The sequence below is a fragment of the Bradyrhizobium sp. Mp27 genome (genome assembly GCF_029953005.1).
Lineage (GTDB): Bacteria > Pseudomonadota > Alphaproteobacteria > Rhizobiales > Xanthobacteraceae > Bradyrhizobium > Bradyrhizobium barranii.
Genome location: NZ_JASAUS010000090.1, coordinates 13,747 through 37,682, shown reverse-complemented (window position 1 = coordinate 37,682; position 23,936 = coordinate 13,747). Strand labels below are relative to the sequence as shown.

Sequence of the window (23,936 nt, the reverse complement as noted above, 5' to 3'; positions counted from 1 at the left end):
TTTGGCGATCCGTGCGACGGAAGTCTTTCGGAATAACACGGCCAGTCTCGATCCGAGCGTCGATTTGGACCGGCTTCTGACTTCCAGTCAGTTGCACTTCACGGAAACCGTTGATGAGAGCAAGTCGATCGCCAGGCTCTCCGGCTTCCATATCATCATTGCCGCAAGTGGAATGTGCGACGCCGGCCGCATCCGCCATCATCTGAAGCGATGGTTGTGGCGCAGGGAGTGCACGGTCTTGCTCGCGGGATTCCAGGCACAAGGTACCCTAGGCCGCTTTCTGCGAGATGGCGCGAAAGCGGTGAGGATACAGGGCGAAGAGATCAAAGTCGCTGCGAGGATTCGATATATCGACGAATACTCAGGGCACGCCGACGGTCCGGAACTCGCGCGCTGGATTGCCGCGCGGCGACCCATTCATCGCGGTCTGTTCATCGTGCATGGGGAGGAGCACGCGCTCGGAGGCCTTCTGCACCGGGTCGCCGAGCGAACCGTTCCGACCGCGCAGATTTTCACGCCTATGCTGGACGACGTCTACGAATTATCGACAGCCGCGCCGACACCGATCGACGTTGCTCGCCGCCGCAGGCTCGCTCCCGATGCAGTCGTCAGCCTCGATTGGCACAACGATATGTCCAAACTGCTTCTCGATATCAATGACCAGATCGAAGCGGCCGCAGACGATCGATCACGGGGCGTGATCATCCGAAAATTGCGCAGAGCGCTTGAAGGCATGTGAGCCGGTCCGAAATGTCGAAGATGTACCTGATCAAAGTAGCCTTATTCGAGGCGCGGCAAGGCCAGCGAACCCGGTCAGCAATGTGGCAAAGACGGTAAGAAGAGCGATGCCTGTGCCGCTGACGATGACTTGAGCGAGCATGCCGTCAGATATGGTTCTCAGAACGAGATATGCCGCAAGGGACAACAAGACCCCCACACAATAGATCTCTAGCGAATTCTCTCCGCAACGAACAGCTCCCAAGAGCATGCGTGACCGCATGACGCTCCAATGCGCCGGCGCGAGGTTGGCGACGCAGACCGCAAGCGCAAGAAAATGCAGAAGCCGCAGCGGATCAAGATCCGACTTGTCTATCGGATAGACCAAGGCTTTCAGGAATTGAGGAACTACGAGCTCAAGAGCCGGATTGATCCAACTCATTGTAACAGCCAGTGACCAAATCAGGTATGCGGCCGAAAGCATGATCGCCGGACGCGACATCACGAATGGCGCCAACCGCCCATGCCCCACCACCGCCCACCATCCACCGATCGTGACGAGGAATTGCCAGGCGAACGGGTTGAAATACCAGTCGTTCGTCGGCCACCCCCGAAAGTTCCAGCCGTAAGTCTGGACCAAGCCGTACAGCAGAGCCGAAGCGGCCAAGGTCGCATTTGGCCATCTGAGCAAAAGCAGGAGCCACGGCGCAAACAGTAAATGGAAGAGCACGAAGGTCGGCAGCACGTCCGTATTGACGGGACGGTATTGCAGGATCGCCGCACGCGACAGCGCTTCTCCCGGCTTCTGCAGGACGATCGCCACATTTGCCTCGTCTGCGAGGTCAGCATCCATCCAATGAACTGCCACGACCAGAAACAGCGTCAACAGCAGAAATGCCGAATAAATCTCCCAGCTCCGCCGAACCGTATGACAGATCGTCGCCCAAGTCCCGGCGCTTCTGAACACGTGTCCATATGCCATCGTGCACGTCAGCCCCGAGACAAACATGAAGACTTCAGTGGTGTCGCTGAATCCATAATGGCTCAACGTTAGCCAGCTACAGATATTCCCTGGTATGTGGTTGATGAAGACGAACCAGAGTGCAATGCCTCTGCAGGCATCGAGCCGAATGTCGCGGTCTGGCATCTTGTGGAGTGGACCCATCGCAAGTGCTCGAAATACCCCCGCTCGGCTGACCCTATCCCTTAAGCCCTGCCAGGCTCCCCAAGACAGCTTGCCAGCGCTGTGAGCATCTGCATTCGGCCAACGATACCCACGACCTTTCTCTTGCGGAGCACCGGCACCTGCGAGATCTGGTAGACATCCATTTCCTTGACGACAGCATCGATCGTGGCATTCTCGTCGACGCAAACAGGATGACGGCTCATGACTGCTTCGACCCGCAGTCCCCTGGTTCGCTCACGAGCGAGCTCGCCCTCCTGCTTCCCCAGCAACCATTCGAGCCAACACCCTTCGGGATAGGTGACGCCCAACTCGCGACGATGGAGGAAGTCGCCTTCGGCAATGATGCCGACCAAGGCCCCTTCATCATCGAGGACCGGCAGGCCGCGCTGATTGGTCTCGAGCAGGAGATGGAGCGCCTCCAGCAGCGGCGCTTCCGGCTTCACGGTTGCAAACGACCTCCGCATGATATCTGATGCCCGCATTGCCTGTCTCCCATCAAAATCGCGAGCCGGGCTTTCTCGATTGCAGCGTCGAACCGCCGTTGTCGAGACCGAGCATCGCGGCCTAGTGGACCATCATCAGGCAGACTCGCGCCTGCTGCAGAAGGCTATTCGTCATGCCGCCGAACATCCATTCGCCCAACCGGCTATGTCCATAACCTCCTGTAACGATGAGGTCGGCGCCCACGTCCGCAGCCAAGCGAATGAGACTTGACGCACATCAAGCGGGATATTCTCGTCCGCCCTCGAATCGCTTGTGCTCGGAGGCGACCTCGGCCAAGTTGCCCCACACGATCTGCCCTACTCGCGCAACAAGTGCTTTTCGATGTCGCCGACCGGGTGCCTGGTGAGGTCGTTGGCAAGCTCCGCCACGATCCGGCGTTTCACATCGGGATGGAAGTCCGACCGAAGCGCCGCCAGAGTGCGCGGCGGTGCGACGACGATCAGCGCCGTCGATGGCTCGCCGCGTACAATGCGCTCCACGGCAACCGCCACCTGCTTCACAAAGCGGCGCTCCTCGAGCTCATGCCAATCGCTCGTCTCCACGGCGCTTCTTTGCCCGCTATGCGCGGCTTTGCTCACCCGGCCCGGCCGGTCGCTTCCCTGGTCATGGGTTGCCGGATTCTGATCCTCGAAGGCGGCTTCCACCCTCAAGTTCGGGAATTTTTCGTCACCTTCGTTCCGGAAGAACAGAGCCTTTCGCCCATCGCCGACGAACACCACGGCGTGATGCGGTATCTTGATCATTGGGATCTCCTCCTTACACAGCCTCCATTCTGACCGCTCGACGCTCCTGTTGCTTGATCCCGATCAATCTCGGCCGCTCTCAATCCGGCAAAATGTCGATAGTTGAGATCGAGCGCTTGATACGGAGGTTGTCATGCGGGCACGAGACGCGCCATTCCGCTATGCGAGAGCGCCTGCTGCCGCCAGCGTGCGGCATTTCAAACCACTTATGAGCTTAAGCCGAAAGCCAGCCTTGATGTGCGTCAAACTGTCGGGATGCGAAACCGCTAATAGTTTGCATCTTCCCAACCAGCGTCGGAGTGCGACATGGTAAGCTTTGGTGGAAAATGTTTGGTAATGGCCGGTCTGACCGCTGGTTTCGCCGCCGCAGCCCAGGCTGAAGACCTCGACATGGGTAGATCAGAGTTTCAATCTTCGTGCGCCAGCTGTCATGGTGCTGATGCGAGGGGCAAAGGACCGGTTAGCAACCAACTTAAGATACCGCCTCCCGATTTGACGATGTTAGCCAAGAACAACAACGGCGTATTTCCCACGAACGCTGTTTATGAGACCGTAGAGGGATTGAAGACAATTCCAGCTCACGGCACTCGCGAAATGCCAATTTGGGGAGAGCGATTCAACCCCGTCGTCAACTTGCCTCACTATGTTGATCCGTATTATTGGAAGATGGCTGGACCGGAGCAAAGCCCGGAAGTCGTCGTGCGAAAACGCATCCTCGCTGTTATTGATTATCTGAGCCGCATTCAGCAAGAGTAGCAAGCGACAGCGCCGCTGATTAGCGGCCTTGGGACGCTTGAGCGTTACCTCGATGCGCACCCGATCCGGAGGAATTGCAGCAAAACAGCCATCGAGGCCATTGCGATCAGGTCAAACGAGTTTTGCGGAGTGGCTTGATACTAAGCTGCATGAGCCCCCAACCAATACCGCTCGGGTGGGTAAGAAGCATGCGTAGTCACAAGAAAGAACGGCCATACATGGCCTGTGGGAGCATGCGGCCCCTGCGGGTCATCTACATTTTCATGCTGATCTAAAGCGTAGCGTCCAAAGATCAGAGAAGCCTTATCGATTGGGGGCATCGATCACGCCAAATTCTGCGACGGGCATGATCCAGTAGACGATCCTGGATCCGGCGAAGGTCGCCTTCAGCCGTTCGAGCAACTGCGCCGCCTCTTGCACTCCAAGGACGGTCCGCACCATCAACTCGTCGGCATGCCCTTTGACCCGCTCGGTCGACGTCTGCAATCGGACGTCGGGACCATGCCCTGCGGCGTCCGAGGCCGTAAAGCCGGAAACGAGATCGCGCTGCTGGCTGAGGAAGTCGAACAATTCGTCGCGAAGCGCCCGGCCGGCGATCAGTGTGAGACAGACGAATTCGGCACTCATTTGGTCTCCTTCATGCCGCCAAATCGGCGATATAGGATCGGCAAAAGGATCAGCGTCAAGGCTGTCGAGGAGAGCAAACCACCGATCACCACGATTGCGAGCGGGCGCTGGATCTCGGATCCTGGACCGGTCGCAAACAGCAGCGGGATCAGGCCCAAGGCCGTGATGCTCGCCGTCATTAGAACCGGTCTGAGCCTGCGCATGGCCCCCTCGACGACGATGCGACCCTCCGGTACGCCATGAGCACGCAGTTGGTTGAAATAGGAGACCAGAACGACGCCGTTTAGCACCGCAATTCCCAAAAGCGCGATGAACCCGACGGACGCCGGAACCGAAAGGTATTCGCCGGTAAGCACCAAGGCAAACACGCCGCCAATCACGGCGAACGGGATATTGACGAGGACCAACAGCGCTTGTCGGATCGAACCGAAGGTCGTGAAGAGCAGCACAAAGATCAGCCCGATCGCCACTGGCACCACGATCGAGAGGCGCGCCGCCGCGCGTTGCTGATTTTCGAACTGACCACCCCAAGTCAGCCTGTAAGCCTCCGGCAGGGGCAACTCCGCAGCGACTTTCTGCCGGGCCGCCTCGACGAAGCCGACCATGTCGCGGCCACGCACATTGGCTCGCACAACGCTCATCCTACTCCCATTCTCGCGATTAACCACAACGGGACCGTCGACGCGCTGAATGCGGGCGACTTGTGAGAGCGCCACGTGCTGACCCGAGGCAAGCGTTAGCGGCAGGTTCGCGAGCAGTGTCGGCGCCTCGCGCGTCGTTTCGCTGCCGCGAACGAGGATGGGGGTACGGCGCCCCTCTTCCAGCACCGTCCCTATCGTGCGTCCCTCGATCTGGGTGCGTAACGAAGTGGAGATGGCGTCCACCGTCAGGCCGAGGCGTCCCGCCTCCATCCGATTCACGGCGACCGTGTAATATTGGGCACCCTCGTTGAGTGTGGTGTAGACATCTTCAGCGCCGTCGATGCTTGACAAAATGCCGGATAGCCTGCTCGCAATCTCATTGAGCTTGCCGATATCAGCTCCAAAGATTTTCACCGCGACATCGCCGCGGACGCCGCTGATCATCTCCTGCACGCGCATGTCGATCGGCTGCGTAAAGCTGAGCGATAGTCCCGGGAAATTGCCGAGCACCTGCCGCAGCTCTTCAATCAGGGCAGACTTCACGATTGTCTTTCGCTCTTCTGCGGGCTTTAGAACCAGGAATGTGTCGGTCTGGTTAGGTCCCATCGGGTCAAGCCCGAGCTCGTCGGACCCGGTCCGGGCCACGATACTCTTGACGTCAGGGACCTTCGCGAGGATGGCCGCTTGAAGTCTGGCGTTGATCGCAATCATTTCGTCGAGGTTGATGGATGGCAACGCCTCGACGCTGACGATGGTATCGCCCTCGTCCATCGTCGGCATAAACGTCTTGCCGAGCTGGGTGTAGGCGTAGCCGGCAGCGACGAGGGCCGCGACTGCCGCGATGACCACCTTACGCTCGTTCTTCAGAGCCCAAGCAAGTGCAGGCGCATAAAGCCGCGACGCAATTCGGATCAACCACGGATCTTGATGCGACGTAGTCTGGAGGAGAAACGATGTTGCTACGGGAATGACCGTGAGCGCCAAGAGCAACGACCCGCCGAGCGCAAAGATGATCGCGAGCGCTACAGGGATGAATAACTTCCCTTCAAGCCCCTCCAGCGTCAGCAGCGGCACGAATACGATCATGATAATCAGCACGCCCGAGGCGACCGGTTGAAGCACCTCGGAGGCGGAGCGGTAGATGACATGGACTAGCGGCGCGGCCTTTCCCTGCGGTTCCTTACTCAAATTTCCGACGACGTTCTCGACCACCACCACCAGAGCGTCGATCAGCATGCCAATAGCGATAGCAAGGCCGCCGAGGCTCATCAAGTTTGCTGACATGCCGACCATGCGCATGACGATAAGGGCGATCACGATCGCGAGCGGCAAACTTAGGGCGATCACCAGGGAGGCTCGCCAGTTGCCGAGAAATAGCAGGAGAAGGACGACGACAAGGACGGTTGCTTCGCCAAGTGCGCGGATAACGGTGCCAACCGCGCGGTCAACCAGCCGGCCACGGTCGTAAAAGACCTGGATACTGACACTTTGAGGGAGTGATTGCTTAATCTCGTCGAGGCGTGCCTGCACGTCGGCCACGAGTTGACGTGCATTGGCGCCTCGCAGACCAAGCACGAGGCCCTCGACCGTCTCGCCACGACCATCCGCGGTGACAGCGCCGTACCGTGTCAGTGCCCCTAATTGGACGCGGGCAATATCCTTGACCCGGATCGGAACCCCATCTTTGGTATCGACGACGATTTGCCTGATGTCGTCGATGGTCCGAATGCTGCCTTCGATACGCACGAGAGCGCTGTCTTCGCCCTGATTGACACGACCGGCGCCGTCATTGCGGCTGTTCGTCTCGATCGCGCGCCGAAACATCTCGTAGGAAATGCCGCGGGCTGCAAGCGCATCGCTAAGCGGGACGATTTCAAAAGCCCGGACATACCCCCCGAGCGCATTGACGTCGGCCACTCCTGGCACCGTCCGTAGCGCCGGACGGATCACCCAATCGAGCAGACTCCGCCGCTCGGCCAGCGAAAGTTCTGCACTTTCGATGGTGAACATGAACATTTCACCGAGCGGGCTGGTGATCGGGGCAAGCCCACCTGCCACCCCCTCTGGCAAGTCACGGGTGATGTTGGCCAAGCGTTCGGATACTTGGTTACGCGCCCAATAGATGTCTGTGCCGTCCTCGAAATCGACTGTGACGTCGGCCAGGGCGTACTTGGTGGTAGAGCGCAGGATCTTCTTGTTTGGCAACCCAAGCAGTTCGAGCTCGATCGGCACTGTGACCCGCTGTTCCACCTCCTCCGGGGTGAGACCCGGCGCCTTCATGATGACCTTGACCTGGACGGGCGAGACATCCGGAAAGGCGTCGATCGGCAGGCTGGGCAACACAACCAGCCCGGCACCGATCAATAGGAGCACACTAAGCGCGACGAAAAGCCGCTGAGAAAGCGCAAATGCGACAAGGCGTGCGAGCATGACTAGCCTGCGCCCAGCTTGAGCAGGATTCCGCGGAGCGCGGAGATGCCGCTGACCGCCACTTCGTCCTTGTCTGTGATGGTACCGGAGATCACGACATGGTCCTGGTCCTCCTCAAGCAGCGTGACCGGCACCAGACGGAATCCGTCCTGCATTGCCACGAACACCGAGGCCTGCTCACCCCTCCGGATCAGCGCAGTGTAAGGGAGTTCCCAAGCGCTCTCCCGCTTGGAAACAAAGGAGATCCGAGCAGCAGCAGTCTGCCCCGGACGCAAATCGCCTGAGTTCGGCACCTCGGCTCGGACCAGCACGGTTTGTGTAGCCGGATCGGTCGTTTCAGAAACCAGCACCACGTGGCCTGGAGTGTCATAGCCGTCGACCTCCACCTTCGCGCCTTGTTGAATGGCTTTGATATTCGATGCAGGCACCGCGATCTCGACCCATAGTGGAGAAAGCTGTGCGAGCTTGATCAGCGGTGCCGATTGCTCCACACGTTGGCCGGGAGAAACAGCAATATCGATCACGGTGGCCGGTCGTGGCGCGGCGACCGTTAGGGTCGCGCTGATCGCTGCCTCGCTGGTAAGTCTTGAGATTGTCTCATCCGAAAGGCCGCTGAGGCGGAGAACCTGCCGACGCTCCGCGACTACAATGCTTGCCTGTCGGGCTTCCGCCTGGCTCGCCTCAAGAACGCGCTGTGCGACCGCATTGCCTTGGAACAGTTGGGTGTTACGGTTGAGTTGCTGGGCAACCAGAACTTCTTGCGCAACAGCATGTAAATAGTCACGCTGCTGCGACACAAAGCTTGGACTCTCCATAGTGGCGAGCGGCTGTCCGGCAACAACGCGATCGCCCCGCGCCGCTGAAAGATTGGTCACCATTCCGGCCACGGGAGCGCTAACGACCCACAATTGCGGGGTAGGAATGACGATCTGGGCGGGATAAGGGAGCGTCTTGTCGGTCGGACTCGCAATGGGATGAACGACGCGAATGCCCAGGCTCGTTGCCTGCTCGGTGCTGAGCTTTAGTTGGTCCTCGGCCACCGAGTTGGACGGTAAAGCCAGGAACGCTATTGCAATCAGGACGCGGGTCCTTTTCAGCCATAAGAGCGCTGATGAACTCAGAAACATTGCGAAGATCCCATTGCAGTAACCAAAACTGAGGTCTTGGGGCGTAGACCGACTGTCGGCGCTCTGCAGGTCAAAGACTCACGGCCCCGTCAGCAATCTGACGCTAACGGGTGCACGGAGCGGAGCGCTTCCACGCAACGCTTATGATGCACCCTCACTGACTGGAAGCTGTTGATCCATGTCAGCAATTTGTAAGGTCAGATCTGCGATGATGATTGCTAATCGCGCCTCCGCGATAGCAGTCAGGTACCTAGGAGAAAACGCCGTGCTGCCGAAGAACCGCGCTCTTGCGGCGACCGTATTCGCTCTCTGTTTATTGGCCTTGCCCCAATCGGCGTCCTCCCATGGAGGCATTCGGCAAGATTCATGGAATCCTGCGCACCTGACCAATCTCCCTCCTGAGATACGAGACCAGGCAAAAAAGTGGGAGGCCGCGTGTGGCGCCCCGATCGCCGCTACGCAACAATTTGCGCTTTACCTCACAACTCTTGGCACTCAATTCGTTGCTCTTCACTTCGATGATTTCCAGTGCCGCAACAGAGGGGTCATTTGCAATGCATCAGGGTGTTTGTACGAAGTGTATGTGGCAGCCCGGGGACGATATCGGAAGGTGCTGGCTCTGCGGGCTCAGGATGTCCGCCTGGTGCGCGAGCGAAATGCCGCCTTTCTGGAGGTACAAGACCGCTCGAGCGGAGCACCACGGATCCTTCGCTGGAACGGATCTCGGTTCGTGACCCAGGCCGGAGCGGAGAACCGGTAGGTCAACTTGCGCGCTTGGAGAAACCGGCTATGGAGCCGAAGTGGTACATCTCATTTGAACCGGCCAGCTGCGGAAAGGACCGCATTTACCGGCGCGAAACCAAGACCTTTCCTACAGAAGCTGAGGCGAAGGCATTTGCGCGGATGATCCTCGATAGTGCCTTTCGCGTTTCCGCCGGGACAATAAACCCCGTTCAGCCAAAACGAGTGATTGGATCCAAGCGAGGACTCTCCGACTGGATTTCTGAGCGTTGACCAAATGCGATGTCAGTCGCTGCGGCTCCAAATCAGGGATATGGGCCTGAAGGGCATCGTGCTCGAGACGCAGACCTCGAAGCGATCGTGGCCTTCAGCCCGCCAAGCTCCGACTTCGAGAGTTCCAATCTCCACTCGTATGCGTCCAGGACGTCCTGAACGATGGCAAGACCGAGGCCCGCGGCACCTCCTCGCTCGTCGAGGCGAGTGCCACGCTCGATCACGTGTGACAGGTAGGTCGGTTCAATGCCTTCGCCGTCGTCCTCAACGGCAAGAAGCGGCCGATTGTCATCGGCGGTGATACGGACGCATCCTGCAGCATGGCGGGCGGCGTTCTCGATCAGATTACCGAGGATTTCCGCAAGGTCGGCCCTGTCCAGCGGTAAGCAAAGATCGTCGGCGACAAGGTTCTCGAATCTTACTCGCGCACCCTCGGGCGTGCGGGACACAGTCGCGATGATAGACCCCACGAGCGGTTTCACGGAAACTGATGTCGCTACGCCGCCTCTGGCGCGCCCACGAACCCTGGCGCGGGCAAGTTCGCGGTCGACGTGGCGCCCCATGGCTTCGCCAACAGCCTCGATGTCCTTGGCAATATCGTGCTCGCCGCGCTCCCGGAGGCGCGAGGCATCGGCCGCAAGAGCAGCAAGGGGCGTCTTCAGCCCGTGCGCCAAGTCCGCGGCACGACCGCGGGACCGTTCGATTTCGTGTTCCTGCGCATCGATGAGTGCGTTGACTTCCTCGACGAGAGGGTGGACCTCGGTCGGGACGGAGGACGGCAGATGCCGAATCCGCCCCGTTCTGATATCGGCAACTCCGCGCCGCAGCGCGACTAGCGGACGCAAACCGACGCCGACCTGGACCCATGTCGCAAGCGCCAGCGCGCAGCCGAGCAGGACGAGCGCGATCGAAAGATCCTTGGCGAACGCCGAGCTTGCCTCTGACATCCTTCCGAGATCCTCGGCGACGGCAAGGCGGACGGTGACCGGCTTCCCCTCCGCAGAAAGCGTAACCGCTCGCTCGGCCACCAGAACGCGTTGGCCTCCGGGTCCTGACGCTTCATGCTGGTGCGTTTCGCCATGGCTCAACCGATCCGCCGGAAGCTCTACTACGGAATCCCACAGCGACCGCGAGCGAAGCAACTGCCCGTGATCATCGCCGACCTGCCAGTAGAGCCCGGAAAGAGGCTCCGCGAACCGTGGATCGACGGGAGGCTGCGTCAGCACCAACTTGCCTTGGGGGTCGACATCGATATTCGAGAGAAGCTGCTTCAGATGGACGTCCAGATCTTGAGCGAGGGTGCGCGAAACATGGCGTTCGAAGAGGATAACGAGCGCGCCGCCGGCGATCCCAAGCGCGATCAGGATCGCGACGATGCCGCCGGCGACAAGTCGCAGCCGGAGCGAATGCCGGTTCACGCGGGCTCCTCCGGCATCAGATAACCGAACCCTCGCCGCGTCTCGATTGCGTCAGCGCCTAGCTTCTTGCGCACGCGGCCGACCAGCACCTCAAGCGTGTTCGAGTCGTGGTCTTCACCGTGACCGTAGACGTTCTCGTCGAGCTCCTGCTGCGAGACGACCCGCCCTCGATTCCGGAGGAGATGGGCCACCAGCCGGTACTCGAGCGGCGAGAGCGTAATCGGCACGCCACGGCGCGTCACTTTCATCTGGCGTTCGTCCAGAGTGATTTCGCCGGCGGTCATGACCGAGGAGCCGTGCCCCGTTGCACGCCGCACGATCGACCGCAGGCGTGCCAGCAGTTCCTCCATCCGGAACGGTTTCGGTAGGTAGTCGTCTGCGCCGGCGTCGATCCCGTCTACCCGCTCGGCCCAGCTGCCTCGTGCCGTGAGGATGAGGACGGGCATGTGGCGGCCATTGGCGCGCCAGCGCTTCAGGACCGCAAGGCCATCCATGCCCGGCAGACCAAGGTCGAGGATGATAGCCCCGTAGTCCTCGGTATCACCGAGAAACCAGGCGTCCTCGCCGTTCGCAACCGTCTCGACCACGTAACCGGAGGCTTCGAGCGTGCGCGAGACATCCGACGCGATCCGCTGGTCGTCCTCGACAACAAGCACACGCATCACTTCTCCTTGGTCCGTTCGACTTCGCCGCTGCGGGCATCGACGTGGATGTCGAACAGCCGCCCCTTGTCGTCGATCACGCGGAACTCGTACATCCAGACGCCGGCTTCGCGTTCGAGCTTCACGCCGACGACGTCGCCGGGAAGCTTCTCCTTTATCGCACTCAGAATATCGGCGAGCGGACGAATTTCGCCGGCCTTGACGGCGCGTAGCGCGTCGTCATGGTCGCGCGCGAATGCCGGCGCCCCGCTGCCTGCGACCACAAGCGCGGTCGCAAGGATAAGGGCGCAAATTCGGGGCGGGCACAAATTCATGAAGCAGCTCGTCATCGGGTAGATATGGTTGCCAGATATCAGCTGACAATTCGCTGACCTCGCTCAACAGGCTCCGGTCAGGCCGCTTCTGGCAGATTGCCCGCATCGCCGACGCATGGTGCGGCCGGCAACCGTCAGGAGATACCTATGCGCAAGATCGCCATTCTTACCGTCGCCGCCGTGACCCTCACCGCCGCCAGCGCCCAGGCCGGCAGCCTCGGCAAGCCCTGCACGTCGGCCCCCGAAGCCCAGTGGCTGCCGATGGCGCAGTTGCAGGCCAAGGTCGAGGCCCAAGGATACAAGGTTCAGAAAGCCAAACTCAAGAACGCCTGCGGCGAGCTCCATACGCTCGACAAGAACGGCAATCGGGTCGAGCTGTTCGTTGACCCGACCAACGGCCAAATCATCGGCCAGATGTAGCGGTCCGCAAATGAGAACCGTAAGCAACACCATCGAAGCCGGCGGCGCGATGCCGCCGGCCACGGTCAAGGTCTGGGATCCGTTCGTCCGGATCTTCCATTGGTCGCTGGTGGCGACCTTCGTGATCGCCTACGCCACCGGCGACGAGATCGAGCGGGTCCACCTCGCGGCCGGCTACGCGATCGCCGCCCTCCTTACGCTCCGCATCATCTGGGGGTTCGTCGGCCCGAGGCATGCGCGCTTTTCGAACTTCGTTCGTCCGCCGCGCGAGGTGCTCGCCTATCTTCGTGATGTCGTAATGCTCAGAGCTACCCGCTACCTAGGGCACAACCCCGCGGGCGGTGCCATGATCGTGGCGCTCCTCGCCGCGCTGGTCGGCACGTGCGCGACGGGCTACATGATGACGACGGACGCCTACTGGGGCTCCAAGATGATCGAACACGTCCACGAATTCCTGGCCAACCTAACCGTCGGCCTGGTCGTGGCGCATGTCCTTGGCGTGCTCATCGCGAGCTTCGAGCATCGCGAGAACTTGGTGGCTTCCATGATCTCCGGCCGCAAGAGAACTGCTGATTAGGCAGCTCTCTTCAAACCGAAACCGCAACCAGGAGCGTCCCTGTGCCAGCCACCCCTCACATAGAAAAGCACTTCACCGCCACTGGAAGCGTACGTGACGTCGTGATTGGGATGGCCGACGGCTTGACGGTCCCGTTCGCGCTGGCGGCGGGTCTTTCGGCCGCCGTCACTAGCACAGACGTGATTGTCACCGCCGGTTTGGCCGAAGTTGTCGCTGGCGCGATCGCGATGGGCCTCGGCGGGTATCTCGCTGCGCGCACCGACGCGGAACATTATGCTGCCGAGGAACAGCGCGAGCACCGTGAGATCGATCAGCTTCGCGAGCGGGAGATCGAGGAGGTGGAGCAGATCTTCCGGGAGTACGGCCTTGCAGGAGATGCGCTCAAGTCGGTCGTCGGCGCGGTCTCGGCGAATCGTCAGCGATGGGTCGACTTCATGATGCGCTTCGAACTGGGATTGGAGCGTCCGGATCCGAAGCGCGCGCCGATCAGCGCCGCGACGATCGGAGGCTCATATGTGGTCGGCGGCCTGATTCCGCTCGTGCCCTACATGTTCACTCAGAACATCGGAACGGCCCTGCAGATCTCGGTCGCCGCGACTGGCGCCGCCCTGCTTTGCTTCGGAGCCGTCAAAGGACACTTCACCGGCGTCAACAAGACCAAGTCTGCCCTGCAGACGTTGCTGGTAGGCGGATTGGCCGCCGGAGCAGCGTACTGGCTCGCCCACCTGTTCGGATAGGCCCTGTACCCTCGTCGTTCTCCCATCTCGAAGGTCAGAAACGCAGCGCGCCCACACGTTATCCGCGACTAATCAGCCAGATGACAGCCCCGATGCAGATGACGCCAATCATGTGAGGCAGCAAGTAGCTTAACATTGGCCTCACCTCAACCTCCCGAGTGTTTGCAGTTTTGGGTACGTATAGGCATCACAAGGTGCGACCTCATCAGGGTGACGCCTTAGCCGCGCAGCCCCGCCACAGTCGGCGCGCGTTCGACAAGTAATTGCATGCTTCCCCGCGGCCGAAGAAGTTTCGAAAACAAAAGGAAAAATAGCTTCCTTTGTTGCTATCGCACTCTCGCAATCCATCCGACGACCGCGCTGCCAGCTTGCGTGACGATTAGCGGCACCACGCTGAAGATAATCACGATCAACCACATTTCAGAGCTTGGAGGCGCAAGCTGCAATAAATCCGCAGCCGACGGTAGGTAGGGTGGCACAGCAAGCAGCGTTGCACATAGCAAAAGCGCGCCCCACAACCAGGAGTTCCGCGTCACCTCGTTGACCAAGAGCGGCGAGCGCGGATCACGCATGTTGAACGCGTGCCAGAGCTGGGCAAAGGCGAGCGTGAGGAACGTGATAGTGACTGTTGATCGGGCATCGAGAGCGAGCCAGGCCGACGCAGCCAGCGCCCCGAAAGTGCCTGCGGTCAACGCCGCCCCGTGCAGGACGATGGTGATCCATTGCCGGCGGCCCAGAATCGGCTCCTTTGGATCCCGCGGCGGCCGCTTGAGGATGCCCTCCTCGCCCTCGCCCATGGCAAGCGCGAAAGCGGGGAATACGTCCGTCACCAGATTGAGATACAGAATTTGCAGCGGCAGGAGTGGCAAAGGAAGCGCCAGCGACACGGCGAGGCCGACCGCCAACACCTCGCTGAGATTGCAGGACAAGAGGTAGGCGACGAAGCGACGGATATTGGCGAAAATCACGCGCCCCTCGTGGATCGCCTTGATGATGGTTGGAAACGCATCGTCGAGCAGGATCATGGCAGCCGCTTCGCGCGCGACATCGGTGCCGCGCAAGCCCATCGCCACTCCGATATCGGCCTGCCGCAGAGCGGGGGCGTCATTCACCCCGTCCCCCGTCATGGCGACAATCTCGCCCGCAGCCTGATACGTCCGAACGAGAGCGAGTTTTTCATCTGGCGTTACTCTCGCGAAAATTCCGATGTCTTGGAGGGCAGGCTGCCCGGTTTCAATCATCTGCCTGATATTCTTGCCCTCCATGACATTCGAAACGTTCTCCCCAAGACCGACGGCTCGACCGATACTTTTCGCCGTCACCACGTGATCGCCCGTGACCATGACAACGCGAATTCCCGATTGCCGGCAGTCCTGGATGGCCGGTGGCACGTCGGCCCGGGCGGGGTCTTCCAAGCCGACAAGACCAGCAAGCACCAGCCTGTCATAGGGTGCGGCATCGGCCACCTGGTCGATTCTCGTCGCGCAGGCGAGCACCCGCAGGCCGTCATGGCCGAGCCGATCGGCTCGGCTGAGCCACTCCGCTCGCATGGTGTCATCAAGCGCGACCTCGCCATTGCCGACGGCTACGCGCGTCGTCGCCGCCAGGACCGCCTCGGGCGCCCCCTTCACGGCGATCAGTACACCCTCCCCATGCTCATGAACGGTCGCCATCATCTTGGCGAGGGGATCAAAAGCATGCTTGCGCACGACGCCGCGCCCCTCCAGCAAGGTTGTCCGCCTGAAGCCGGCGCGTAGCCCAGCACGCAGAAGCGCGATCTCCATGGGATCGCCACTGCCGCGCTCCTCGGGACCATCGAGATGCGCGTCGTTGCATAGAACCGCGATCCGGAGCAATTCGGCCGCCTGCGGATCGCCTGCGACCTGCTGACCCTCGCCCCCCTCTGGAGCGCCGGTCCCGAACTCGATCTCGCCTGAGGGTGTGCAGAGCCGTCGCACCGTCATCCGATTTTCGGTCAGGGTACCGGTCTTGTCGGTGAGAACGACCGTTGTCGCCCCAAGCGTCTCGACTGCCGAGAGACGTTCGATCAGTGCATTTTGCTGTGCCATGCGCCACATGCCACGGGCAAGCGCAAGCGTCGCGACGATGGGGAGACCTTCCGGAATCGCGGCGACGGCGAGCGCGATGGCCGCCTCGATCATCAGGAGAGGGTCTTTGCCACTCAATAGACCAATGCCACCGATGATGGCGGCGACAGCGATAGTCGCCCAGACGAGTTGCACCGACAGACGCTCGAGCTTGCGCTCAAGGGGTGAATGACCCGGATCGGCCTCGAGAACTAGCCGCGTCACCCGCCCGAGTTCCGTGATGATTCCGGTCGCGACCACGACACCAGCGCCGGTGCCGCGCGTAATCGCGGTGCCCTTGAACGCCATCGACGCGCGATCGCCGAGACGGGTGTCTGCGCTGACCGGCTCGAACTGCTTGTCGACGGCGACGGATTCTCCGGTCAGCGACGACTCGTCCGTTGAAAGCCGAGATGTCTCGATAAGGCGCAGGTCGGCCGATACGGCATCACCAGCTTCCAAGACCACGACATCGCCCGGAACGAGCTCCTCGGCCGGGATCACATGAACCCGCCCCTCGCGTCGGACACGGGCGGTCCGCGTGCCGAGCGCGCGCAAAGCCTCGATCGATCGGACCGCCTTCAACTCGGTCACGAACCCGATCAGCGTGTTGATGGCAAGCACCGCAAAGATGGCGCTGCCCTCCTCGAGTTCGCCGAAATAAAACGCCAGGCCGGCTGCGCCGCTCAGGAGATAGACGACTGGACTCTTGAACTGGTGCACCAGCAGGCGCAGCACGCCGGCTGAACGCCGCGAGGCGATGGTGTTCGCACCGAAATGCTTTCTCCGTGCGTTGACCTCGGCTTCGGACAGCCCCTCCGTGCCGGTCACCCGGAACTGCCCGAGCAGTTCCGTCACGGACAGAGCATGCGGAAATTTCGGGAGTATCAGCGGGCCAACGACTTCCTTCTTCGCGATGGCTAACCTCCTTTGCGCCCGAACGGACATATTGTGTCGCTAAGCCGGGCCTAAGCCGCCACGGCTTCGTAGATGTCCTCTTCCTGAGCCGTGTGCATGCGCACTAGCGTCTCGATGGCCTCGATCACCCGTTGCGCATCTCGCACGATATAGCGGTCGATTTTCTCCGAGGGCATGTCCTCGACGATTCGGCTGAGCAGCCGGGCAAGATGCAATATCTCCCGATGGGCGCGGCTCATGGCTGAGAGGCCATGGCGCTCGCGCAGCACCTGCGCAAGCTTCGGATAGACGCTGTCTTCGTCGTCGCGCTCGTGTTTCACGACGCTGCTCTGAACCAGCCGCTGGGCCTCCCCGATCAACGTCCCGGCCAATTCGGGCGTCACGTCGTCCAGGGCATCGACGATTTTGCGCAGCCGGTCCAGGTCCCTCAACAAGGTCTGATGATCGTGACGCAATGTCAGCCCCTGCTCCGGGGTGATGCGACGGCCACCAGCGCCGAGGGCCGGAGTGAGCGCGCGTAGCGCGTTCAGAATAACGGCGACATCGATCACCTCCTGCGTAATCGCCGCCGGCACCGGGGCGAGCCAACCCAGAGTGGCAGCGACCATCGCGACGAGCGACAACCCCATGCCGACGACAATACTTTGCAGGGCAATCCGCCGCGCCCGCTGCGCAATGAGGATCGCCTCGCCCACGCGGTCGAGGCGGTCAGCCAGGATCACCACATCGGCCGCCTCAGACGAAGCGCTGGCGCCCCGCGCCCCGAGCGCGACCCCGACGTCGGCTACGGCCAGCGCCGGGGCGTCGTTGATACCATCGCCGACCATGATGGTCGGACGCAGCCGTTGCTCGCCCCGCACCGCCTCGACTTTGTCGGAAGGGACGCGATCGGCCAGCACGGCATCGAGGTCGAGTGCCGCACCGATGGCCTGCGCCGCCGCGGCGCGATCGCCGGTGACCATCACCATGCGCGCGACGCCCGCATCGCGCAGCAGCCGGATAGCCCGCGGCGTATCGGCGCGCAGCTCGTCCGCCAGAAGCAACGCACCGATTGTACGCCCATCCACGGCGACAAAGACGATCAACGCCGAGCGCCACGAGGCGCGCCGAATTGCTCGCAGCTCCCACGGCGACAGCTCTGAATTCGAGGGTAACATCTGTCGCGCGCCGGCCATGACCTGCTGTCCATCGATCAGGCCGCTCATACCGGAGCCCATCGCCTCCTTGACCTGTTCGGGTGCTTTCAGCTCGAGGCCGCGCTCGACGGCCGCCGCCACCACGGTCTTGGCAAGCACGTGATGCGAAGCCTGCTCAAGCGATGCCCCGAGCCTGAGAACCTCATCCGGGTCCCCTCCCGGTGCAACCTCGATCGAAAGCAACCGCGCCCCTCCGACGGTCAGGGTGCCCGTTTTATCGAACAGCACCGTATGCGCGCGCGCCAGCGCCTCCAGCGCCCCACTGCCCTTGGCCAGGATGCCGCGGCGCGCCGCTTGCGCGACGCCGGCAATGAAAGCGACCGGCGCAGCCAAGATCAGCGGGCAAGGCGTCGCCGCCACCAGCACGGCGAGACTGCGGGTCAGATCTCCCGAGATGCGCCACGCCACGAAGGCGATGACGAGCGTCACCGGTAGAAGGATCAGAGCATAGCGATCGGCCATCCGTACAAAGGGAGCCTTTGCCGTCTGCGCCGCCGTCACCATACGCACGATGCCAGCGTAGGTGCTCTCGCCGGCCGGCGCAGTCACGGTCAATTCGAAAGTCTCACCCGCGTTCAGCGAACCTGACAGAACGGCACTCCCACGCGCTTTTTCGACCGGGATTGGTTCGCCAGTAACGGCGGACTCGTCGATGGTGGCCAAAGCCGAGCCTACGATTCCGTCGACCGGAATGATCTCACCGGCCCGGACCAGGAGTCCTTCGCCGACCGATATTGCATCAACCGGAACATCTTCAATCCGTTCGCCGCTCTTGCGATGGGCCTGGCGCGGAGCACGATCCACCAGCGACCGCAGGTCGCGCTCCGCGCGAGCGACCGCGATGTCTTCCAGCACGTTGCCGCCGGAATACATCAACGCGACCACGGCCCCTGCAAGCGGTTGGCCAAGGGCCAACGCCGCGCTCATGGACAACAGCGCAATAGCGTCCACACCAAGGCGACCGCTCAGTAGATCCCTGACGATCGAGACCGCCAGTCCTCCTATCACGGGCGCCGTGCCGATTGCCCATGCGAGGCCGGCCAGATCAGGCCGACCCGCGGCTCGCGCAAGAATACCCGCGGTCAATCCCGCGATTGCGATCGCAACCAGGGCCCATCGCAGAACCCGCTCAAACGACATGGTCTCATTCCGCAGCTACTTGCGTCCCGGTTTAGGTGGTTCCTGAATTGATTTCATGTAGTTCAGAGCTGCTATCGCATCTTCCCTGTTGAAGCGGAAGGTCGGCATCGAGGGATGAATGCTGCTGTAGCCCTCCTGCAGTCGCTCCAGGAAGTCGCTATCGTAGAGCTTGGTTTCGCTAAAGCTGCGAAAGGGCGGCGCTTGCCTGTTAGGACTTGCCCCGGTCCTGCCAACAGAGTGACAGCGTGCGCACATTCTTTGTAGCAACTCTTTACCATGTTGCTGTTCCTCGTCGAGCGCGCGGGCGCCGGTGCTCGACCAGAGAACTATTGTCGAAAGTATCAGTAAGCATCGCATCGTCGCAGTCGTTCCCGCGAAACAGTTCACCAGCGCGAGGTTGTCTTGCCGTAAACATAGAGCGCAACCAACCCGACGGTCACCGCCGTCGAGAAGATCAAAATATTTCGATCCCAATCGACTCGCTCCTTCTCGACTCTTCTAAAAGCCAAGGCCGTAAATAGAGCCTTCAGGGCAACTCGGCGCATCAGAGCAGCCCTCCCTACTCGCACGATGTCACCGCTGTTAAAAGCCAGCTTGATGCAGCTCAACGAGTCAGCTCGGTGGATGGGTCCGCTATAGCGACAAACGTACCCGCCAAATAGCAGCGCCTCCTCCGGGAGCATTGGCACAATTGCCCTCAGGCGTATGAATAGGCCGACTGCGCCCAGACTTGGCGGCCGGCTTCATTGATACTTGACCTGCCTCAAAACGCGCCCGCGGCTCGGGAGCTAAACTGGTCTAAATCAGAGGCGACCAATGGACGAAAAGTTCAGGCGGAACATCCTTCGGCTTTTGAATCAGCACCGGACCACGAGGATCGCTACGGTACGACCTGACGGCTGGCCCCAGGTGACCACCGTCGGCTACGCCAACGATGGACTCGTCATCTACTTTCTTTGCGGAGCGGACAGCCAGAAGGCCGCCAACCTTGCGAGGGACGATCGGGTCTCGCTAACGGTGGACGACGATCCCGCCCAGGTGATGGACATCGCGGGTCTATCGATGGCGGCACGTGCGAAGCTTGTGACGGATCCCGCCGAATTCGAAAAAGCCTTGCGGCTCTTGATCTCGCGATATCCGAACCAGAAAGGCCTCGATCTCCCCATGCCGAAAACATCCGAGGTCTGCGTCTTTCGCCTGACACCCACGATCGTCTCGCTGCTGGACTACTCAAGGGGATTTGGACATACCGACCTTATCGCGTGCTAAAGAGCTGCGACCGATGCTCTCTCGAACTTTATCCTTAGCCTAAAGCCTCAGGATTAGAAGGCAGATCGGCCCAAACCGTGACCGTAAGCTGAGGTCTTAGCGAGCCCGGTCGGCTTGCAAGGTCTCGAAGAACGCCACGATCGCGTCAATCTGGTATTCGACGAGCTTTGGCTTGAGCATTGCCTGGTTCGGGCCCACGCGACGGTGGTTTGACGTCAATAGTTGTCGGAGATCGTTGGCTGAAAAAGATGGGCGGCTGGCAATTTCGCTGAAGCTTGGCGCGGGGAAACGAAAGGCCGGCGTCTCCATTGAAGAATCCGAGATGACGTGACAGAGGCCGCAGGCCCCGTGGGCGAGCGCGCGCCCCTGCGCGATCTGATCCGCGAACAGCTGATCGCTGAACGGCGAGTTGGCCGGCACCTGGATGGTGATCGAACCGAATCCGCTGGCCCGGTGGCAGGCGTTGCATCCGTTCGTGATATCCGAATAAGCCTTGGCGAAAGCTGCACCATCTTTCTGTTGGATGGCGCGATCCAGAGCTTGCAGCTGTTCGGTGGCTTGGGATGATCGCAAGCTTTCGGAGGGAGACGGCATTGCCCTCCGCAAATTTATCTGGATCTGTCGAAGCTCATAATTCGCCAAATCCCAGTTGCTGAACTTTCCGGCAAACCACAACTTGATGTGTTGGAATTGCAGCGCGATCATGAGGTCGGATAGTTGGGTTGACGTGCTGCCGGCAGGCAAATTCACCTGTGCTCCCGCATTGAATGGCGGAAGCATCGCAGCAATCGCGGCGATCATCAGAGTCCGTAACTTCATGGCAGCGCTTGAAATGGATGGGGCACGATAGCATCCCTGTGGAGCGGATCGGGCCTATTTGATCAGACAAGCAGGTTCGTAAAGAATGGTTGGGTGATGTCGGCAGCTGACGACTCCGTCCCGTCCGACTCGACAGCGGTGACAAATTCGCTTTTACAATTCCAGCAGCGCCAGAGCTCTTGGGCTTCCTGAGCAGTAATGCGTTCGTGCCACTCGAGGTGCACTAACCCGGAACCACAGCGAGGGCATTTTTCGTTGTGTAGTGCTGAGACCGGTGCCATATGGAACCTCCCTCATGTCCGGTGCGCAGCATGCGATGTTGGCAGTATGGCGAAATGATCTAGATCAACGATTTGCTCGCTCTCCGGCAGCTGACGTAGAGGCGCAGTCCTCGACCACATGACTTCTATTTAGAAGCACCTAATCCAAAACAATCGATCCCGGCTTCGTGTACGGTCTCCTGATGGCGTGCGGCTGGTCGCCGAGCCTGCCCGGGCAAAGCTCATTTCAGCGCGTGGCTGCATGCTAAATCTGACCAGATTTGATCTGTCGCAAAGCAGATACGGGCCAGAGGATCATTCTTCAAAACGGTTCACTCAGTGGGGTGTTGCCATGATCATCGAACGCCTATCCCAAGAGCATCGCAATATCGAAACGCTGCTCGCCATCCTCGAGCGGGAACTCGAGGTGTTCGACCGCGGAGAACGTCCCGACTACGAGGTCATTCGCGCGGTGATTAGCTATTTCGAAGTCTACCCGGAAGTTTATCACCATCCCCAGGAAGACCGCGTCTTTGCCAAGCTAAAAACACGCGATCCAGCTGCTGCTGCGAAGGTCGGTGATCTGGCTCGCGAACACCAGAAAGGGGCCCAGCTTTTAGGCCGCGTCGCTCGGGCGGTCGACAACGTACTCGCAGATCGGGAAATCCTTCGTGAAAATGTGGATATCATCGTTCGCGATTTTATCGCGCACGAGCGCCGTCACGTGATGATGGAAGATCGCGATTTCTTTCCCGCTGCGCTTAATGCACTCAAGCCACAGGATTGGACCGAGATCGCCTCGGCGGAAACCGGTCTTAAGGATCCGCTGTTCAGCGATGTTGCCGAAGAGCGGTTCGATGCGCTACGCGCACATATTCTGCGGCTGGAGCAAGAGGCTGAAGCCGAACGAAAGTAGCCGCGTTTTCTCTGGCCATAAGGCTCCTAATAGCGAATACGCCGACCAAATGCAGAAGGGCTGATAAGCCATCTAGCCGAAACGTAAAAGACCTACTATGTCCGAAGCACTCAAATCCTCCTTCTTGGTATTGCTCGTGTTCGCGATTCTGGCGCAATCCGCGGTGGCCGATCCCCAACACGGCAAGGACATCGCAAAACGCTGGTGCTCAATCTGTCATGTCGTCGAGTCCGGCCAGACGAGTGCCATCGACCATGCGCCGCCATTCAGCCAAATCGCGCGAATGCCCGAGTTCGATCAGAACAAACTCGCGTTCCTGCTGCTCAAGCCGCACCCCAATATGCCAAGCCTGTCGCTCCAGCGATCAGAAATATCGGATTTGGCCGAGTACATCCGCTCACTCAAGTAAGAAAAGCCGAAACGCATCGGCGTGGTTGAGGTATGCTGCGCGTTGAGTTGATCAGGGACCTCGCGACCGAGCTCCAGAAGAGGAAGCTATTTGCAAGGCGTTCCCTCTTTCGACTTGGCAGCACAGTTCGTGTTTCTGTCCGCCGGCTACGCAAGGACGATCTTGTTTGCGCGGCCCTGCCGTCCTCATCGTGGCTTGAGGCAGGTCAAGGCTAACCGCCGGCTCGAGCCTATACTTAAATTGCACCGAATGGCATTCGCGCGCGCCGGTGCCGTTACGGTTGCGGAGCCTCGGACTCCTTGGATCTTCGACCGCGACCATGGGTCGGCTCCTAGAGCAGCTCCGTCGGCCCGTTCGGTAGCACTACGGGCGGCCCTGCCGGTTGGACCGCCGAAGCCCTGAACTGAACGAAAGTGGAAATCGGCCGCGGCGCTCCTTCTGGAAGCCGGGGCTGACTTGCATCCGGGCGGTGCAAGCCGGGGCAACCGGCTGTGGCAGGCGAGGCCCGTCTGCCGACTAACAAAAGGGTGCAATCGGGGGCACTCGAGCAGGAGAACCGTATGATGTCCGCCAACCTTCACACGGACGACCTCGCTGCAGTCGTGCGTTATGCACTCGAGACCACCCGGGCCACGATGGTCTGCCCTTTCCATGAGGAGGTGGTCATCCGCGTGGGTGACGATGCCGCCGAGAGCCATGCCTTCGAACGCGCCAAACGAATCGTTAGGAGCGATGGTGAGGCCTGGCCATCGGACGCTCTCAGGGAAGAGTTCGGCCGTCAGCTCGGCACCGCCGAGGACGGTCGGTGCCCGGAGTGCGATCGGCACGATCCGCTCGACTAGCCGTGCGCGGAGCAGGTGCTGCCGCGGAGCCACCGCTCGTTCAGGTCGCCAAAAGCGAGCGCAGCCAGACCAGTCTCAAGATCGCTCTCTCGGCGAATGGCTGCAGGATTGGACGCGCTCGGCATAGTGGTGCGAACAGCGACGGCCACTGGACCGGATGCGGCGTTCTGCGTGCACGATGGCGCCGAGGAACGCTATATCGCTGCA

24 protein-coding genes are annotated in these 23,936 nt (G+C 60.7%); 9 read left to right on the top strand and 15 right to left on the bottom strand.

From position 1 onward, the window contains the following. A partial coding sequence (locus QJT78_RS33230) for an MBL fold metallo-hydrolase RNA specificity domain-containing protein (RefSeq protein ID WP_281460418.1) occupies positions 1–739 on the top strand: 739 nt, incomplete at its 5' end. Between the two features lie 30 nt (positions 740–769). Here QJT78_RS33230 and QJT78_RS33225 read toward each other — a convergent pair. From QJT78_RS33225 to QJT78_RS33210, 4 genes are all read right to left on the bottom strand, one after another. Further along, the gene (locus tag QJT78_RS33225; protein ID WP_162137017.1) at positions 770–1,864 is read right to left on the bottom strand and encodes an OpgC domain-containing protein; all 1,095 of its coding nucleotides are present in this window, start codon (positions 1,862–1,864) and stop codon (positions 770–772) included. 59 nt (positions 1,865–1,923) lie between these two features. After that, positions 1,924–2,367 (bottom strand): CBS domain-containing protein, encoded by a 444-nt coding sequence (locus QJT78_RS33220; protein ID WP_225005668.1) that lies wholly within the window; start codon positions 2,365–2,367, stop codon positions 1,924–1,926. Positions 2,368–2,467: 100 nt separating this feature from the next. Beyond that, positions 2,468–2,602 carry a universal stress protein gene (locus QJT78_RS33215; protein WP_210387309.1) on the bottom strand — a complete coding sequence of 45 codons (135 nt, stop codon included), beginning with the start codon at positions 2,600–2,602 and terminating at the stop codon, positions 2,468–2,470. A gap of 101 nt (positions 2,603–2,703) precedes the next feature. Next, a complete protein-coding gene (locus QJT78_RS33210) occupies positions 2,704–3,150 on the bottom strand; it encodes a host attachment family protein (protein WP_028151315.1) in 447 nt (148 codons plus the stop codon). A 306-nt stretch (positions 3,151–3,456) separates the two neighbouring features. Here QJT78_RS33210 and QJT78_RS33205 point away from each other — a divergent pair, with 306 nt between their 5' ends. Beyond that, positions 3,457–3,906: a cytochrome c gene (locus QJT78_RS33205; protein WP_028151316.1), complete on the top strand. Its 450-nt coding sequence runs from the start codon at positions 3,457–3,459 to the stop codon at positions 3,904–3,906. Positions 3,907–4,209: 303 nt separating this feature from the next. On the opposite strand, the gene QJT78_RS33200 is transcribed toward QJT78_RS33205, so the two are convergent. From QJT78_RS33200 to QJT78_RS33175, 6 genes are all read right to left on the bottom strand, one after another. Beyond that, positions 4,210–4,533 carry a DUF3240 family protein gene (locus QJT78_RS33200; RefSeq protein ID WP_038944196.1) on the bottom strand — a complete coding sequence of 108 codons (324 nt, stop codon included), beginning with the start codon at positions 4,531–4,533 and terminating at the stop codon, positions 4,210–4,212. Then, positions 4,530–7,604 (bottom strand): CusA/CzcA family heavy metal efflux RND transporter, encoded by a 3,075-nt coding sequence (locus QJT78_RS33195; protein WP_028151317.1) that lies wholly within the window; start codon positions 7,602–7,604, stop codon positions 4,530–4,532. The genes QJT78_RS33200 and QJT78_RS33195 overlap by 4 nt, the downstream gene beginning before the upstream one ends. Positions 7,605–7,606: 2 nt before the next feature. Continuing rightward, positions 7,607–8,731: an efflux RND transporter periplasmic adaptor subunit gene (locus QJT78_RS33190; protein ID WP_028151318.1), complete on the bottom strand. Its 1,125-nt coding sequence runs from the start codon at positions 8,729–8,731 to the stop codon at positions 7,607–7,609. A 1,046-nt stretch (positions 8,732–9,777) separates the two neighbouring features. Next, entirely contained in the window at positions 9,778–11,163 is a 1,386-nt protein-coding gene (locus QJT78_RS33185) for a HAMP domain-containing sensor histidine kinase (protein WP_028151320.1), read from the bottom strand. Beyond that, complete coding sequence (locus QJT78_RS33180; protein ID WP_038944198.1) at positions 11,160–11,825, bottom strand: response regulator transcription factor; 666 nt, start codon at positions 11,823–11,825, stop codon at positions 11,160–11,162. The genes QJT78_RS33185 and QJT78_RS33180 overlap by 4 nt, the downstream gene beginning before the upstream one ends. Continuing rightward, positions 11,825–12,139 (bottom strand): PepSY domain-containing protein, encoded by a 315-nt coding sequence (locus tag QJT78_RS33175; protein ID WP_028151322.1) that lies wholly within the window; start codon positions 12,137–12,139, stop codon positions 11,825–11,827. Before QJT78_RS33175 ends, QJT78_RS33180 begins: the two co-directional genes overlap by 1 nt. A 147-nt stretch (positions 12,140–12,286) precedes the next feature. Between QJT78_RS33175 and QJT78_RS33170 the strand changes: the two genes are divergently transcribed. From QJT78_RS33170 to QJT78_RS33160, 3 genes are read left to right on the top strand one after another with little or no spacing between them, the layout of a single operon-like run. Continuing rightward, entirely contained in the window at positions 12,287–12,559 is a 273-nt protein-coding gene (locus tag QJT78_RS33170; protein ID WP_038944200.1) for a PepSY domain-containing protein, read from the top strand. 10 nt (positions 12,560–12,569) lie between these two features. Further along, positions 12,570–13,136 (top strand): cytochrome b/b6 domain-containing protein, encoded by a 567-nt coding sequence (locus tag QJT78_RS33165; RefSeq protein ID WP_028151324.1) that lies wholly within the window; start codon positions 12,570–12,572, stop codon positions 13,134–13,136. A 41-nt stretch (positions 13,137–13,177) separates the two neighbouring features. Then, the gene (locus QJT78_RS33160) at positions 13,178–13,873 is read left to right on the top strand and encodes a VIT1/CCC1 transporter family protein (RefSeq protein ID WP_038944201.1); all 696 of its coding nucleotides are present in this window, start codon (positions 13,178–13,180) and stop codon (positions 13,871–13,873) included. Positions 13,874–14,199: 326 nt separating this feature from the next. Here QJT78_RS33160 and QJT78_RS33155 read toward each other — a convergent pair whose 3' ends face one another. Genes QJT78_RS33155 through QJT78_RS33140 form a run of 4 tightly spaced genes read right to left on the bottom strand, consistent with a single transcriptional unit; the run spans position 14,200 to position 19,822 of the window. Beyond that, positions 14,200–16,908: a cation-transporting P-type ATPase gene (locus tag QJT78_RS33155; RefSeq protein WP_080677652.1), complete on the bottom strand. Its 2,709-nt coding sequence runs from the start codon at positions 16,906–16,908 to the stop codon at positions 14,200–14,202. Between the two features lie 20 nt (positions 16,909–16,928). Continuing rightward, complete coding sequence (locus tag QJT78_RS33150) at positions 16,929–19,214, bottom strand: heavy metal translocating P-type ATPase (RefSeq protein ID WP_028151326.1); 2,286 nt, start codon at positions 19,212–19,214, stop codon at positions 16,929–16,931. A gap of 15 nt (positions 19,215–19,229) precedes the next feature. Next, positions 19,230–19,571 (bottom strand): c-type cytochrome, encoded by a 342-nt coding sequence (locus QJT78_RS33145; protein WP_080586705.1) that lies wholly within the window; start codon positions 19,569–19,571, stop codon positions 19,230–19,232. A gap of 26 nt (positions 19,572–19,597) precedes the next feature. Next, positions 19,598–19,822, bottom strand: coding sequence for a hypothetical protein (locus QJT78_RS33140; RefSeq protein WP_155257917.1), 225 nt, complete (start codon positions 19,820–19,822; stop codon positions 19,598–19,600). 208 nt (positions 19,823–20,030) lie between these two features. Between QJT78_RS33140 and QJT78_RS33135 the strand changes: the two genes are divergently transcribed. Then, positions 20,031–20,483, top strand: coding sequence for a pyridoxamine 5'-phosphate oxidase family protein (locus tag QJT78_RS33135; protein ID WP_028151327.1), 453 nt, complete (start codon positions 20,031–20,033; stop codon positions 20,481–20,483). A 96-nt stretch (positions 20,484–20,579) separates the two neighbouring features. On the opposite strand, the gene QJT78_RS33130 is transcribed toward QJT78_RS33135, so the two are convergent. Beyond that, on the bottom strand, positions 20,580–21,284 hold the full coding sequence (locus QJT78_RS33130) for a hypothetical protein (RefSeq protein ID WP_225004633.1): 705 nt from the start codon (positions 21,282–21,284) through the stop codon (positions 20,580–20,582). Positions 21,285–21,914: 630 nt separating this feature from the next. Between QJT78_RS33130 and QJT78_RS33125 the strand changes: the two genes are divergently transcribed. The 3 genes from QJT78_RS33125 (at position 21,915) to QJT78_RS33115 (ending at position 23,729) form a co-directional block, all read left to right on the top strand. Then, the gene (locus QJT78_RS33125; RefSeq protein WP_038944204.1) at positions 21,915–22,478 is read left to right on the top strand and encodes a hemerythrin domain-containing protein; all 564 of its coding nucleotides are present in this window, start codon (positions 21,915–21,917) and stop codon (positions 22,476–22,478) included. Positions 22,479–22,575: 97 nt separating this feature from the next. Then, positions 22,576–22,887 (top strand): hypothetical protein, encoded by a 312-nt coding sequence (locus QJT78_RS33120; RefSeq protein ID WP_028151330.1) that lies wholly within the window; start codon positions 22,576–22,578, stop codon positions 22,885–22,887. 560 nt (positions 22,888–23,447) lie between these two features. Beyond that, positions 23,448–23,729, top strand: coding sequence for a hypothetical protein (locus QJT78_RS33115; protein WP_028151331.1), 282 nt, complete (start codon positions 23,448–23,450; stop codon positions 23,727–23,729). Positions 23,730–23,936: the final 207 nt, after the last annotated feature.

Coding starts and splice junctions, on each gene's coding strand:
- QJT78_RS33170 (WP_038944200.1), top strand. CDS start 12,287: ATGCGCAAGATCGCCATTCTTACCGTCGCCGCCGTGACCCTCACCGCC.
- QJT78_RS33115 (WP_028151331.1), top strand. CDS start 23,448: ATGATGTCCGCCAACCTTCACACGGACGACCTCGCTGCAGTCGTGCGT.
- QJT78_RS33165 (WP_028151324.1), top strand. CDS start 12,570: ATGAGAACCGTAAGCAACACCATCGAAGCCGGCGGCGCGATGCCGCCG.
- QJT78_RS33220 (WP_225005668.1), bottom strand. CDS start 2,367: ATGCGGAGGTCGTTTGCAACCGTGAAGCCGGAAGCGCCGCTGCTGGAG.
- QJT78_RS33120 (WP_028151330.1), top strand. CDS start 22,576: ATGTCCGAAGCACTCAAATCCTCCTTCTTGGTATTGCTCGTGTTCGCG.
- QJT78_RS33200 (WP_038944196.1), bottom strand. CDS start 4,533: ATGAGTGCCGAATTCGTCTGTCTCACACTGATCGCCGGCCGGGCGCTT.
- QJT78_RS33155 (WP_080677652.1), bottom strand. CDS start 16,908: ATGTCCGTTCGGGCGCAAAGGAGGTTAGCCATCGCGAAGAAGGAAGTC.
- QJT78_RS33190 (WP_028151318.1), bottom strand. CDS start 8,731: ATGTTTCTGAGTTCATCAGCGCTCTTATGGCTGAAAAGGACCCGCGTC.
- QJT78_RS33150 (WP_028151326.1), bottom strand. CDS start 19,214: ATGTCGTTTGAGCGGGTTCTGCGATGGGCCCTGGTTGCGATCGCAATC.
- QJT78_RS33135 (WP_028151327.1), top strand. CDS start 20,031: ATGGACGAAAAGTTCAGGCGGAACATCCTTCGGCTTTTGAATCAGCAC.
- QJT78_RS33195 (WP_028151317.1), bottom strand. CDS start 7,604: ATGCTCGCACGCCTTGTCGCATTTGCGCTTTCTCAGCGGCTTTTCGTC.
- QJT78_RS33210 (WP_028151315.1), bottom strand. CDS start 3,150: ATGATCAAGATACCGCATCACGCCGTGGTGTTCGTCGGCGATGGGCGA.
- QJT78_RS33125 (WP_038944204.1), top strand. CDS start 21,915: ATGATCATCGAACGCCTATCCCAAGAGCATCGCAATATCGAAACGCTG.
- QJT78_RS33175 (WP_028151322.1), bottom strand. CDS start 12,139: ATGAATTTGTGCCCGCCCCGAATTTGCGCCCTTATCCTTGCGACCGCG.
- QJT78_RS33225 (WP_162137017.1), bottom strand. CDS start 1,864: ATGCCAGACCGCGACATTCGGCTCGATGCCTGCAGAGGCATTGCACTC.
- QJT78_RS33145 (WP_080586705.1), bottom strand. CDS start 19,571: ATGCGATGCTTACTGATACTTTCGACAATAGTTCTCTGGTCGAGCACC.
- QJT78_RS33130 (WP_225004633.1), bottom strand. CDS start 21,284: ATGATCGCCGCGATTGCTGCGATGCTTCCGCCATTCAATGCGGGAGCA.
- QJT78_RS33205 (WP_028151316.1), top strand. CDS start 3,457: ATGGTAAGCTTTGGTGGAAAATGTTTGGTAATGGCCGGTCTGACCGCT.
- QJT78_RS33180 (WP_038944198.1), bottom strand. CDS start 11,825: ATGCGTGTGCTTGTTGTCGAGGACGACCAGCGGATCGCGTCGGATGTC.